The sequence below is a fragment of the Ruminococcus sp. genome, assembly GCF_019417665.1.
GTDB lineage: Bacteria > Bacillota > Clostridia > Oscillospirales > Ruminococcaceae > Ruminococcus_C.
On the sequence record NZ_DXUU01000013.1, the window covers coordinates 15,625 to 29,276 of the forward strand.

The window sequence follows — 13,652 nt, forward strand, 5'->3', positions numbered from 1 at the left end:
TTTGGGAGATGAAGTGAAAAACGGAGGAAATCCTTTGTGGATTTCCGAGTATTTTCGCAAAATCTCCCAGAAAAGATGCAAGCAAGATGCGTGCGAGAAGATGCTGAACAGGCTCTAAGGGCAACTGCGTTCGCCGGCTGGATCATTTCTAAGAAATCATATCCAGATACAGAGTATACTGGAATCCAAAAAAGGATCTGTCCAAAACCACAATATTTTTCAAAAGAATTGTCAAACACATATTGACTATTTCCCGATTTTCGGGTATGATTATATTAAGAGAATTTTTGCAGGAAAAGACCTGCAATTCCAATACAGGAGGAATCCATATGAAGAAACGAGGACATCTCGGCGCACAGATCTGGGCGCTGCTGCTCAGCGCAGCCATGCTATGCGGCACAGGGTGCAGCAGTACCGGTGGAAAAGACAGTACATCCGCAGACTACACCTGGGGCAATGTCGCCATCGGCGGCGGCGGTTATGTCACCGGCATGGAATATAATCCCACGGAAGAGGGACTGGTCTATGCCAGAACAGATATCGGCGGTTTGTACCGCCGTCAGAAGGATGGAAACTGGGTGCCTCTGACGGATTTCCTCGGCTCTGACGAGTGGAGCTATATCGGCATTGAGAGCATGGCAACCGACCCGGTGGAACCCAATCGGGTATATTTTGCTGGCGGTACTTATATGAACGATCCGGGCGCACTGTTTGCATCGGAGGACTACGGCGAGACATGGACACGGTTTGACGCACCCTTCAGCTGCGGCGGCAATCAGTCCGGTCGAGGCTGCGGCGAGCGTATGGGCGTCAATCCCAAAAACAATAAAGAAGTATGGTTCGGTTCTCGGGACAGCGGTCTCTGGAAAACTGAGGATTACGGCAAGAACTGGGAGGAAGTGACTTCTTTCCCGGTGAAGGGCAACTATAAGCAGGAGAGCAACAGCATTGGTATCATGTGGGTGGAATTCGACCCCACTTCTGAGGATATGTATGTGGGCGTTGCCATGACAGACGGTGTGTGCATCTATAAAACCGCTGACGGCGGCAGCACCTGGACACCTCTGGCGGAAAATGCCAAGGGCATGTATCCGCTCCATGCGGGCTTTTCCTCTAACGGAAAGCTCTATCTGGCATATTCCGACAACTGTGGCCCTAATCTGTCCCCGACAGCAGGGGCAGTGTACTGCTATGACCCGGCATCGGACAGCTTTACGGATATCACTCCCGATCTGAACGATGGGAGACAGGGTGGATTTGGCGGTATTTCAGTAGATGCGCAGAATCCTGATACCGTTGTGGTTTCCACTCTGGGCTGGTGGTCGGACAACGGGGATAACCTGTACTACACTACCGACGGCGGTAAGACCTGGAGCGGTCTGTTTCATAATAATACCGGCGAAACAGGCTATCAGATGGACACCTCTGAGGCATCCTGGCTGGACTGGGGACGGGGTGAAAATCAGGCAAAGACCGGTTGGTGGGTTGCAGATGTGAATATCAACCCGTTCAATTCTGATGAGGTCATGTATGGTACTGGTGCGACCATTTATTCCACTACCAATATGACGAAGATCGGCACAGAATCAGTGAACATCGCCTTTGATGCGTACGGGCTGGAGGAAACGGCAGTGTTCAAGATGATCGCACCGCCGGCAAACGAAAGCGGTGATTCACCTCAGCTGTACTCCATTATGGGCGACCTGACAGGTTTTGCCCATATGGATGTGACAAAGTGTCCGGACGATGCCCACTTTATGAAAAACGGTAAGCCCACAGGCCTCGACTGTGCATTCCTAGAGCCGAACATTGCAGTATATGCCAGCGAGGAAAAGACCACTGCGCTAACCTATACCAAGGACGGCGGAAAGACCTGGGAGTCGGTGAAGCATAAGCCCGACCCGGCAGCCGGCGGTCAGGTGGCAATGGCAGCAGACGGCAGCTCCTTTATCTGGGTGCCCAGCAGTGTTTCCGGAACGCCTTATGTTACAACAGATTTCGGCGAGACCTGGTACTACGTAGAAGGTTTGGGCTATAACGCAAAGATCACGGCGGATCGTGTGAATCCGAAGATTTATTATGCCGCCTGCGACGGACTATTTTATGTATCCAAGGACGGCGGTCTGACCTTTGAATCCACAGGACAGATGGTGGCAGATTCCGCAGAGCCGGTCACTGTTTTTGGCAAGGAAGGTCATGTATGGCTGACCAGCACCACCTTGATTATGTATACTGAGGATGCCGGGGAGAGTTTCCAGACGGTAAAGACTCTGTCCACTGTGGACAGCATCGGCTTCGGCAAGGCGAAGAATGAGAAGAACTATCCTGTGATCTATGCAGAGGGCGATGACGGTACAAACGGCTATGGTATTTACAAATCCGAGGACAAGGGGGAGAACTGGGTACGCATCAATGATGACCAGCATCTGTTCGGTAATCTGAATCCCAAGTATATCACTGGCGACAGCAATGTCTATGGCAGAGTATATTTTGCCACAGATGGACGTGGAATTGTAATGGGTGATATTGTCCAGTGAGAACGAGACGCTATGGAAAATATATTCTGCGCTGGATTGTGACACTGACCCTGGCGGTGTGCATCATTGCCGGGGCAGTAATTGGCGGCGGCAGGCTGCTGCACATTTTTCTTACCAGCACCGGGCGGCAGGCATCGGATGTGCCGGATGAAGAGACCTATCCGGTGCGTGGTGTGGATGTATCCTATTATCAGGGCAATGTGGATTGGGATGCCCTTGTGTCACAAGGAATCACCTTTGCGTTTATGAAGGCAACAGAGGGCGTTGATCACTGTGATACCCAGTTTTTGCAGAACTGGGAAAGTGCAAAGGATGCACCGATTTATGTAGGCGCATACCATTTTTTTCGGTTTGAGGACAGCGGTGCGGCGCAGGCGGAAAATTTTATCCGCACAGTGCCGGTGACAGAAAACACCCTGCCACCTGTTATTGATGTGGAGCTGTATCCGTCCCTGGAAACAGAACCGGACAGAGAGACCACACAGGAAAATTTGCAGGAAATGCTGGACTTGCTGGAGGAGCACTATGGCGTGAAGCCCATTCTCTATGCAGCGCCAAACACATACCGTAATTATGTGAAGTATTTCGCTGATGAGTACCCCATCTGGCTCAGCAACTATTATTATGAGCCGTATTCTGACTGGACATTCTGGCAGTACACGGATTCCGGGATGCTGGAGGGATATGACGGCTATCAAACGCATATTGATTTGAATGTGTATCGGGGCAGCCTGGAAGAATTCCGGGAAATGTTCGGGTTGAGGGCGTTTTGACACTTGGAATGTCTGGATATGGTGTGTGGTATTTGTTAGTGCATGTGAAGATGGAAGTGGATTTCGTTGAAAATGTCCCACTGGGACGTTTTCAAAATTTTACTTGCTGGAAGGGTTTCACAAGGCGGGGCGGTCTTGTTCGCCCCGCCTCGAAAAAGCTGTCGCTTTTTCTCACCACCCTCTCCGTGGCGCAAGAGGATGCGCCGGGGTGTTTCGCCGCCAGGGCTTCCGCAGCCCTGGACCTGCGCCAGCTGTGCTCAGCTGGACCAGCTTGCCAGGCAGCCTTTTGGGAGATGGGAAAGTTGTGTTCTCAAATATTACTTGACTGAGACAATAGATGGGTGACGATTCCAACAGAAAGGACAACAAATATGATCGAACCGATTTTTTTACAGGGCATTTGCAAGGACTATCTCTGGGGCGGAAACCGTCTGCGGGAAGAGTTTGGCAAGGTGAGTGATGCCGATAAAATTGCAGAAAGCTGGGAACTGGCGTGCCACAAGGATGGCAGCAGCATTTTGCGTTCCGGTGCAGACGCCGGACTGGATCTACAGGAATATGTGGACAGATACGGCACAGCTTTTTTGGGTACGAATTGTGCCGGATGCGAGACTGTTCCGGTACTTATTAAGCTTATTGATGCCAAACAGGATCTGTCCATCCAGGTGCACCCGGACGATGCCTATGCCATGGCGGCAGAGGGTGAACCGGGCAAGACGGAAATGTGGTATATTGTGGACTGTACACCAGGTGCGGCGCTGTATTATGGCGTAAACCGGGAGGTTTCCAAAGAGGAATTTGCCCGGCGTATTGAGAATCAGTCCCTGACGGAAATTCTCAACCGGGTGGAGGTGAAGCCTGGGGAGTTGTATTTTATTCCCTCCGGCACGCTTCATGCCATCGGTGCAGGAATTCTTCTGGCGGAGATCCAGCAAAATTCTAATACCACCTATCGAGTATATGACTACGGCAGACGAGGTGCAGACGGCAAGCTGAGACCGCTGCATGTGGAAAAGGCGCTGGATGTCACGAATCTTCGCACCACGGCACCGACTGTGCAGTATCCGACACAGAATATCCCTGGCGGTACAGTGCGGAAACTGGAGGCATGCGATTATTTTGCCTCGGATGTGGTAAATGTGTCGGGAACAACGGCATTTTCCGTAGGCGAAGAGACATTCCACCATCTGCTGGTGCTGACTGGTGAAGGCGTTCTGAAAACTGCCGCTGGTACAGCGAAAATCAGCAAGGGTGACAGCGTACTGCTCCCGGCAGGACTGGGGAAGTATGAAGTTACCGGGAATTGTCAGTTTATTGTGACGAGAATGGACAAGCCTGTCCGTTTGAAATAAATAGGAGGAATATGACTTATGAAGTATTACATTGGAATTGATCTGGGCGGAACGAATATTGTTGCTGGTGTGGTAAACGAGAACTATGAGATTCTCACAAAGGCAAGCGTCAAGACCAATCTGCCCCGTCCGGCGGAGGAGATCGCCGCAGATATGGCAAAGGTCTCTCAGGAGGCTGTGGAAAAGGCAGGTCTGACCATGGATCAGATCGAGTGGATCGGCGTTGGCACACCTGGTGTAGCAAACAGCGCTACGGGCATTATTGAGTATTCCAACAACCTGGGCTTCCACAATACACCTATGGTGAAGTATCTGGAAACAGCGTTGGGCAAGCCGACTTTCATTGAAAATGATGCCAATGCAGCAGCTTACGGCGAATATGTTGCCGGTGCAGCAAAGGGCGCAAAGAATGCAGTCTGCATCACACTGGGCACTGGCGTAGGCGGCGGTATCGTCATCGACGGCAAAATTTACAGCGGTTCCAACTTCGGCGGTGCAGAGATCGGTCATACTGTGATCGCTGTAGATGGTCCTCAGTGTACCTGCGGCAGAAAAGGCTGCTTTGAGGTGTTCTCTTCCGCAACTGGTCTGGTGCGCATGACCAAGGAGGCATTGGAAGCCAATCCTGACAGTGCTATGAAGAACGAGGAGCACATTTCCGCACGAACTGCTTTCAACTACATGCGTGCCGGCGATGCGACAGCAAAGCAGGTTGTGGACGATTACATCAAGTATCTGGCAGCCGGCATCACCAATACCATCAACATCTTCCAGCCGGATGTACTCTGCATCGGCGGCGGTGTGTGCAATGAGGGCGATCCGCTGTTGGTTCCTATGAAGGAAATCGTAAAGCGTGAAGTTTATACCCGGAATTCCGAGAAGAATACGGAGATCGTCATTGCAGAACTGGGCAATGATGCTGGTATCATCGGTGCGGCATTCCTGGGCAATGCGCAGGATTGATTCGGAGATACATATGCAAAGAGCTGTTGCAGGATTCGTGTCAGATGAAACGGTGTAGACCGGGAATCTGCTGTTCCTGTAACAGCTCTTTTATCAACATTGTGTACAAATGTGGAAATCGCATTTTGTGCAGTTTGCTATTTTCCCCAAAAAATATAAACCAATGAAGGCAAAATCTATTGACAGCGTGCACAAAAAGTGGTACAATAAAGATAATATTTTAAGTAAGGAGTTCGATACCCATGAAGTTTATGAAGAAACTGCTCAGCGCGGTAACTGCGGCAGCCATCGGTGTGTCTATGACCACTGCACTGTCTGCTGGTGTATCTGTTGCAACAGCAGCAGATATGAACGCCATTGAGCTGGTAGAGGATATGGGACTGGGCTGGAATCTGGGAAATGCTCTGGACAGCACCAACACCTGGGATTCCTCTCTGACACCATCAAAAATCGAGACCGCCTGGGGCAACCCGGTCACCACGGAATCCATGATCAAGGAGATCAAGAAGGCCGGTTTCAACACTGTCCGCATTCCTGTCACCTGGTGGGACATGACTGGCAAGTCCGGTACTGCGAATATGAGTGCCTTTGATGGAACTGTTGGTGATGAATATCTTGCCAGAGTAAAAGAGGTTGTGAATTATTGTATTGATAACGATATGTATGCGATCATCAATACACATCATGATGAGGAGTGGGAGAAGGACACCTCTCAGCTGAACAAATTTAAGAAGCTCTGGGCTCAGATCGCAGATTATTTTAAGGATTATGACGAACATCTGGTATTTGAAGGCATGAATGAAGTCGGATTCTCCACAAGTGATGCCATGACTTATAACCAGGCGTTCGTGGATACAGTTCGTGCTTCCGGCGGTAATAATGCCGATCGTTTGCTCATCTGTACCGCAGACAGCAACAATACCGCAAAGGCATTGTCCGACAGCTTTTCTATGCCGACAGATTCCTCCAATATGCTGGCAGTATCGGTACACTATTATGAACCGTCTACGTTCTGTGTAGCAGATACCACATCTTCCTGGGGGCATCGTGAGACATGGGGCACATCTTCTGATTATACGGTTCTTGAAAACGATTTCAACAAGCTGAAAACAAAGTTTACAGACAAGGGCGTAGGCGTTGTGATCGGCGAATACGGTGTCTGCAATGCGGATAAATACGGCATCAATAAGACGCCGTATAATAAGGATCAGGAATCCATTGAAAAGTTCCTGGAAGCAGTTGCTTCTACAGCATATAATATGGATGGTGTCTGCCCGATTGTATGGGATGACTCGAATTCCGGAACGATCACGCTGTTTAACCGTGAGTCACTCAGCTGGTTCGACAGCAACATTCAGGCGATTTTTACGAAGATCGCAAATGATGGTCCTGTCAATCCGGGTAAGGAAAAGACAGATCGTTTGACTTTCCAGGCGTCTGAAATTCTAGATCCGGAATCCACCAGCGGTGACCTGCTTATCGACCTGAAACCGTACAAGGATCTGGGCATTAACCTTTCTTCCGTTGTAATCAACTACACCATCTCCGGCAATAAGTCCTCTTATGGTACCGGCGGTGCAGTACAGTACAATATTGTGGATGAAAACGACGAATATCACTGGGCATATCAGCCGTATAGCTTCGTGGTCGGCGAATCTGTTACGACAGTAGATATCCCGGCAACCACTGTTGCAGAAGATGAGGACGGCAACAAGTATGAAGGTCCTATGGATATGGACTATCTGAAGATCGGTCATTGGTATGACTGGACAGATCCGTCCGGCGGTACTGTAGATTGGTCTTATGTAGATGTTACACTGATCTTTGATAACTTCTTCTATGTAGACGGCGACACTACAGATACCACTACCTCTGGTACAACTGCTACCACGGATTCTTCTAAAACCACAACGGAAACTACTGCAACTACCCATATTGATATCGAACCTTACGGCTGGGTATGGGCTGCTGGTCAGGCTGGTACGTATCAGTTCTGGGATAAAGATTCTGATGGCGTTATTCCAGTAGCCATTACTGGTAATGGCAGCTATACTGCATCTTATGTGCTTCCGGAGGGCGATGGTACAGGTTCTATTGAGTGCTTGATCCTGGATTCTGACATTAACGTATATCAGTTCCTGCCGGAAGATTATGACGGCAGTGATCGTGTCAAGGATTGCGGTGTTGAATTTAAAATCGACAAGGTTTCTTTGGATGGCGTAGAGATTCCTTATACTGGTCCGACAGATGGTTCTCTGACCTATGGCAATGACGGTGTCAGCCTGAGACGGAATGTCCTGAACACATGGACTAACCCGTCTGTAAAGGATATCGATGGTTCTGAGGTTTCACTGACAAAGATCCTGGAGATCCAGTTTACAGTTTCTGGTCTGCCTGGAGGAAACATCGAAACGACTACCAGCTCGGAAACCACAACCACTTCTGAAACAACGACCACAACAACTACTACGACAACAACAGAAACATCTTCTGAAACAACCACTACTACCACCACTGGCACAACCGTAAGCGGCGATCCCAATGCATTCTACGGCGATGTAAATCTGGATAGCAGAGTAGATATCACAGATGCTGTACTGCTGAATAAGATTGCAGCTGGTCAGGTGAAGCCGAATGATCAGCAGAGACTGAATGCAGATACAAATGCAAGCGGTGACCTGGATAACAGTGATGCGATCATTCTGTTGAAGTTCTTGGTACATCTGGTAAATGCACTTCCGTCGGCTGAATAATTTTGAATTGAAATTTTTGCTTTTGTGATAAGCATAAAAATGTCGAACTTGTTGATACAGGTTCGGCATTTTTATGTTGTAAAAAAATCTGTGTTTCCCACTTTGAAACTTGTGAAAATTGATAGGTAATCCGAAAAAACGTTGCTTTTCAAGCTTCAACCATAGATGCGTTTTTGAAAATTAAATTTATCCGTCGGATACTTAACATTTTTCAAAAGAGTGATGACAATTTGTGAAAAGCACAAAAAATCGACAGAATAATCTAATAGAAATCATATGGAAAATGGATTGACTTTTTTGCCTGCTGGGCTTATAATAATAGAAACAACGGCGTGAACGCCGCTGTCCCGGAGCAGAGAGAAAAACTGCTTTTTGCAGCGGATTTTCCTTCGGGCGTGAAGAAAAGGTGGTGGTTGTAAATGACAATGGGCGAAGAGCTGCAGGAACAGCTGCAAACCAATATTGTGTGGACGAGTCCCTTTGACGTGCCGTTACTGGGACCCATTCACATCAGTGAATCTGTGGTGATCACCTGGTTCATCATGGCAGTCGTAATGGTGCTGGTACTGGTTCTGACCCGAAAGATGGAGATCGTCCCGAAAAAGGGACAAGCACTGGTAGAATTTGCTGTTACCTGGGTCACCGATTTCTTTGAAGGCAATATGGGGAAAGCCGGCAGACGGTATGTACCATATCTGAGCACGGTGTTCCTGTATTTGGCCATTGCGAACATGATCGGCATGTTCGGGTTTGGTATCAAACCGCCCACAAAGGACATCAATGTGACGGCAGCCCTTGCAGTGATGAGCATCATATTGATCGAAGCGGCAACATTTCGTGCCAGAGGCGGGTTGGGTGGTTTCTTCAAATCATTTCTTAAGCCAATGCCGATCATGCTGCCAATCAATATCATGGAACTTGCCATTCGTCCGCTTTCACTCTGCATGCGACTGTTTGGCAATGTGTTGGGTGCATTTGTTGTCATGAAGCTGATCGAACATGTCTGTGGATTGATAGCCCCAATGGTGTTCAGTATGTATTTTGATGTCTTTGACGGTTTGATCCAGGCGTATGTCTTTGTTTTCCTGACCTCGCTATTTATGGCAGAGGGCATAGAAACAGAAGAAGAAACTCCCTTGCCGCAAAAGGTATAGCGGCGTTTCAAACAGTTATTTTGGATGGTATGAGGAGGAAATTACCATGGGAACAGCAATCGGAGCTGCTATCGCAGTATTGACTGGTATCGGTGCAGGATTTGGAATCGGCAACGCAACGGCAAAAGCAACAGAGGCCATCGCCAGACAGCCGGAGGCGGCAGGTGCAATCAATAAGGCATTGCTGCTGGGCTGTGCGCTGGCAGAAGCCACCGCAATTTATGGTTTTGTTATTGCACTCATGATGATTATCATGAAGTAAGTATGAGGAGGAACAGAAAATGGGTGTCGCAATTGGAGCTGCTATTGCAGTATTAACCGGAATTGGTGCTGGATTTGGGATTGGACATGCAACCGCAAAGGCTACGGAAGCCATCGCCAGACAGCCGGAGGCGGCAGGTGCAATCAATAAGGCGCTGCTGCTGGGTTGTGCATTGGCAGAGGCTACTGCAATTTATGGCTTTGTCATTGCACTGATGATGATCATTATGAAGTAAGAAACGGCATTTTCTGAAAATCCAGGAGAAAGGAGCACGGCTTTCTTGCAAGAAGGCTGTGAATGTGGATATGTTAGATTTTGATATTTGGACCATATTGTTTTCCGTGATCAATATCCTGGTGCTGTTTTTCTTTCTGAAAAAGTTCTTGTTCGGCAGAGTGAACGCTATTCTGGAAAAACGTGCTCAAATGGTGCAGGCAGATTTGGATCAGGCGAAGCAGAATGCCGCAGAGGCAGAACAGCTCAAGGGCGATTATGAAGAGACCCTGCGCAATGCCAAGCAGGAAGCAAAAGAGATCATTATGACGGCACAACAGAATGCCCATGTGCAGAGCGGTGAGATCACTGCCCAGGCACAGCAGCAGGCAGATACGATGCTGAAAGAGGCGCAGAAGGAGATCGAGCGGGAACGCCAGCGCACGCTGGAAGGTGTACAGGGCGAGATCGCCGATCTGGCACTGGCAGCGGCGTCGAAGCTTATGGAAAAGCAGCTGGACGACGAGACAAACCGGGAGCTTGTAAATGCGTTTCTTTCTGAGGAAGGGGCAGGCGAATGAAACAGGCAGTGACATCCTATGCCACAGTGCTGCTGACTCTGCCGGCGGCATCGGAGACGGTGCCGGATGCCAGAAATGCTTTTGAAAGATGCCCTCAGCTGATGGACGCTCTGTCTAACCCCACGATCCTTGAGACGGAAAAATTCGGGGTCATCGACCGGGTGTTTCCCGAAGCACTGCGGACATTTCTGAAGGTGGTCTGCCGCAACGGTCAGATCGACAGCGTGTTGGATATTTTTTCGGAATTTGAAGCACTGGAACGCCGGCAGAGGCAGTGTGCCCATGCCGTGCTGGAATATGTGACGCCGCTGACGGATGCGCAGCTGTCGGCGATGAAGCAGATGATCTGCGCAAAAACCAGCAAGCCGGAGGTGCAGCTGGAGCTGCGGCAGAATCCGGCACTGCTGGGAGGCTTTGTCTTGCATGTGGGAGATGAAACGTATGACAGAAGCGTGTGTTCTTCCATGAAGTCCATGCGGAAGAGCCTGATACGGAGGTGAGGGTAAGACATGAGTACCATAAATGCAAGTGAGATTATATCTGTTTTAAAAAGCGAGATCGAGGACTTTGATCGGAAGTCCGGCGTACAGGAGACTGGTACAGTTGTCCGTGTGGGCGACGGCATTGCCACGGTATTCGGTATGCAGCATGCCATGTACGGAGAGCTGGTAGAGTTTGAGACTGGCATACGAGGTATCGTACAGAATCTGGAAACCAAGACCATTGGTGTTGTTTTGCTCGGCAGCGATTATGGCATCACAGAGGGTACTTCTGTAGTTCGTACCGGAAAGCGTGCCGGCATTGGCGTTTGTCAGCAGATGGTTGGGAGAGTCGTGGATGCATTAGGAGCGCCTATTGATGGCGGTGCACCGCTGACAGCAGAGGACTATTTCCCCATTGAGCATGAAGCCCCAGGTGTGGCACAGCGGAAATCTGTTACCGTGCCCCTTCAGACTGGTATTCTCTCTATTGATGCCATGTTCCCTATCGGACGGGGACAGCGTGAGCTGATCATCGGCGACCGCCAGACGGGTAAAACTTCTATTGCTGTAGACACGATCATAAACCAAAAAGGACAGGACGTGATTTGCATTTATGTTGCCATCGGACAGAAGTCTTCGACAGTTGCAAAGATCGTTTCTACCCTGAAAAAGAACGGCGCAATGGAATATACCATTGTGATGTCCGCTTCTGCCAGCGACCCTGCACCGGTGCAGTATATCGCACCCTATGCAGGCACGGCAATTGCAGAGTATTTCATGAGCCAGGGCAAGGACGTGCTCATTGTCTATGATGATTTGTCCAAGCATGCTGTGGCATATCGTGCCATGTCCTTGCTGCTCCACCGTCCGCCGGGGCGTGAGGCATATCCGGGAGATGTATTCTATTTGCATTCCCGTCTGTTGGAGCGTTCCTGCCGATTGGACGATGCCCACGGCGGCGGCTCTATCACAGCCCTGCCCATTATTGAGACCCAGGCAGGCGATATCTCTGCCTATATTCCGACAAATGTCATTTCTATCACAGATGGACAGATCTTCCTGGAGAGCGAATTGTTCAACGCTGGTATGCGTCCGGCAGTAAACGTGGGTCTGTCGGTATCTCGTGTCGGCGGCGCTGCACAGACAAAGGCAATGAAAAAGGTTGCCGGTCAGATGCGTGTGGAATTGGCACAGTTCCGGGAAATGGAAGTATTTACCCAGTTCAGTTCCGATCTGGATCCTGCTACACAGGCAATGCTGGATCATGGTCACGTGCTGATGGCACTGCTGAAGCAGCCTCTCTATCATCCCCTTGCCATGTGGAGGGAAGTTGTTATCCTGGCAGCCGCTTCCCACAAGCTGCTGGATGATGTGGCACTGAGCGATCTCCGCGGATTCCGTGAGGGTCTCACCAACTATGTGGAGGCAAACGGCGCAGATGTGGTATCCGCACTCAAAAAGACAGGACAGCTGTCCGATGCACATCTGGAACAGCTGCTGGATCTGGTTCGCACCTATAAGAAGCAGGTGAACTGATATGGGCAACATGCGTGAAATCCGGGATCGGATCAAGAGCATCAATGATATCATGAAGATCACCAACGCCATGTATCTGATCTCTTCTTCAAAGCTCAAGAAGGCAAAGAAAGACCTGGCAGCGACCCAGCCCTATTTCAACAAACTGGTTTATGCCATGCGAAGTATTTTGTCCCGTGCACCGGAAGATATTGACATGCGTTATTTCGATCGGCGTGAGCATATCGCACCAGAAGACCGCAAGGTGGGTTATATTGTCATTACCGCAGATAAGGGCATGTGCGGTTCCTATAATCACAATATCATTAAGATGACTGAGGAACGGATGGCGTCCAGCAAGCACAGCAGCCTGTATATTATGGGCAATGTGGGACGCATGTACTTCCAGCGGAAAGCACGTGCCGGAGAGTTGGATGTAGATCCGGAATTTGTGTATACGCCCCAGAATCCGACTCTGTACCGTGCCCGCCGTATTGCGGAGCAGATGCTGAAAGCCTTTGACGAGGAAAAGTTGGATGATCTGTATATTATCTTTACAGATATGGTTTCCTCCATTGCCTATGAGCCAAAGATCTTACAATTGCTGCCCCTGGATGCCGAACATTTTGTGCAGACAGAGGGCGAGGTAGTACGGCACCACGAGGCAGAATTTCTTCCCACCCCCAATATTGTAATGGAACATCTGACCCCCAACTTTATGAAGGGTCTGATCTATGGTGCTATGGTAGAATCCTTCTGCAGCGAACAGCAGGCGAGAATGTCCGCTATGGATTCCGCTACCACCAGTGCAAAGGATATGCTTCAGGCGCTGTCGCTTCAGTATAATCGGGCACGTCAGGCGGAGATCACACAGGAGATCACCGAAGTTGTCAGCGGCGCAGGTTCTGCGGAACTGTAAGGCAGACTGTAGGGGCGAACATTGTTCGTCTGTGATTCCGTTTGCAAATGTCAAATCTGCGAGTGGATGATATCCGCCCCTACAAATGTCCCGATTGATTAGGCAAATATTCATTTATCAGCATACAAGAAAGCAAAAATTTTTAGAG

12 protein-coding genes are annotated in these 13,652 nt (G+C 49.5%); all 12 read left to right on the forward strand.

Annotated elements, in window-relative coordinates:
• Positions 1-329: 329 nt before the first annotated feature.
• Positions 330-2,537 carry a cellulose-binding protein gene (locus tag QZ375_RS05100; RefSeq protein WP_295216233.1) on the forward strand — a complete coding sequence of 736 codons (2,208 nt, stop codon included), beginning with the start codon at positions 330-332 and terminating at the stop codon, positions 2,535-2,537.
• Positions 2,534-3,310, forward strand: coding sequence for a GH25 family lysozyme (locus QZ375_RS05105; protein WP_295216237.1), 777 nt, complete (start codon positions 2,534-2,536; stop codon positions 3,308-3,310). The genes QZ375_RS05100 and QZ375_RS05105 overlap by 4 nt, the downstream gene beginning before the upstream one ends.
• Before the next feature lie 371 nt (positions 3,311-3,681).
• Positions 3,682-4,662 (forward strand): type I phosphomannose isomerase catalytic subunit, encoded by a 981-nt coding sequence (locus tag QZ375_RS05110; protein ID WP_295216240.1) that lies wholly within the window; start codon positions 3,682-3,684, stop codon positions 4,660-4,662.
• An 18-nt stretch (positions 4,663-4,680) separates the two neighbouring features.
• A complete protein-coding gene (locus QZ375_RS05115) occupies positions 4,681-5,625 on the forward strand; it encodes an ROK family glucokinase (RefSeq protein ID WP_295216242.1) in 945 nt (314 codons plus the stop codon).
• A 242-nt stretch (positions 5,626-5,867) separates the two neighbouring features.
• A complete protein-coding gene (locus QZ375_RS05120; protein WP_295216246.1) occupies positions 5,868-8,378 on the forward strand; it encodes a cellulase family glycosylhydrolase in 2,511 nt (836 codons plus the stop codon).
• 419 nt (positions 8,379-8,797) lie between these two features.
• The gene (locus tag QZ375_RS05125; RefSeq protein WP_295216249.1) at positions 8,798-9,532 is read left to right on the forward strand and encodes a F0F1 ATP synthase subunit A; all 735 of its coding nucleotides are present in this window, start codon (positions 8,798-8,800) and stop codon (positions 9,530-9,532) included.
• 46 nt (positions 9,533-9,578) lie between these two features.
• Positions 9,579-9,794 (forward strand): ATP synthase F0 subunit C, encoded by a 216-nt coding sequence (gene atpE / locus QZ375_RS05130; protein WP_295216251.1) that lies wholly within the window; start codon positions 9,579-9,581, stop codon positions 9,792-9,794.
• Between the two features lie 19 nt (positions 9,795-9,813).
• Positions 9,814-10,029 (forward strand): ATP synthase F0 subunit C, encoded by a 216-nt coding sequence (gene atpE / locus QZ375_RS05135; protein WP_295216255.1) that lies wholly within the window; start codon positions 9,814-9,816, stop codon positions 10,027-10,029.
• A 70-nt stretch (positions 10,030-10,099) separates the two neighbouring features.
• Complete coding sequence (gene atpF, locus QZ375_RS05140; protein ID WP_295216345.1) at positions 10,100-10,588, forward strand: F0F1 ATP synthase subunit B; 489 nt, start codon at positions 10,100-10,102, stop codon at positions 10,586-10,588.
• The gene (gene atpH / locus QZ375_RS05145) at positions 10,585-11,088 is read left to right on the forward strand and encodes an ATP synthase F1 subunit delta (RefSeq protein WP_295216258.1); all 504 of its coding nucleotides are present in this window, start codon (positions 10,585-10,587) and stop codon (positions 11,086-11,088) included. Before atpF ends, atpH begins: the two co-directional genes overlap by 4 nt.
• A 9-nt stretch (positions 11,089-11,097) precedes the next feature.
• A complete protein-coding gene (gene atpA / locus QZ375_RS05150; RefSeq protein ID WP_295216262.1) occupies positions 11,098-12,606 on the forward strand; it encodes a F0F1 ATP synthase subunit alpha in 1,509 nt (502 codons plus the stop codon).
• A 1-nt stretch (position 12,607) separates the two neighbouring features.
• Complete coding sequence (gene atpG / locus QZ375_RS05155) at positions 12,608-13,504, forward strand: ATP synthase F1 subunit gamma (RefSeq protein WP_295216265.1); 897 nt, start codon at positions 12,608-12,610, stop codon at positions 13,502-13,504.
• Positions 13,505-13,652: the final 148 nt, after the last annotated feature.

Coding starts and splice junctions, on each gene's coding strand:
- QZ375_RS05100 (WP_295216233.1), top strand. CDS start 330: ATGAAGAAACGAGGACATCTCGGCGCACAGATCTGGGCGCTGCTGCTC.
- QZ375_RS05110 (WP_295216240.1), top strand. CDS start 3,682: ATGATCGAACCGATTTTTTTACAGGGCATTTGCAAGGACTATCTCTGG.
- QZ375_RS05115 (WP_295216242.1), top strand. CDS start 4,681: ATGAAGTATTACATTGGAATTGATCTGGGCGGAACGAATATTGTTGCT.
- QZ375_RS05120 (WP_295216246.1), top strand. CDS start 5,868: ATGAAGTTTATGAAGAAACTGCTCAGCGCGGTAACTGCGGCAGCCATC.
- QZ375_RS05125 (WP_295216249.1), top strand. CDS start 8,798: ATGACAATGGGCGAAGAGCTGCAGGAACAGCTGCAAACCAATATTGTG.
- atpE (WP_295216251.1), top strand. CDS start 9,579: ATGGGAACAGCAATCGGAGCTGCTATCGCAGTATTGACTGGTATCGGT.
- atpE (WP_295216255.1), top strand. CDS start 9,814: ATGGGTGTCGCAATTGGAGCTGCTATTGCAGTATTAACCGGAATTGGT.
- atpF (WP_295216345.1), top strand. CDS start 10,100: ATGTTAGATTTTGATATTTGGACCATATTGTTTTCCGTGATCAATATC.
- atpH (WP_295216258.1), top strand. CDS start 10,585: ATGAAACAGGCAGTGACATCCTATGCCACAGTGCTGCTGACTCTGCCG.
- atpA (WP_295216262.1), top strand. CDS start 11,098: ATGAGTACCATAAATGCAAGTGAGATTATATCTGTTTTAAAAAGCGAG.
- atpG (WP_295216265.1), top strand. CDS start 12,608: ATGGGCAACATGCGTGAAATCCGGGATCGGATCAAGAGCATCAATGAT.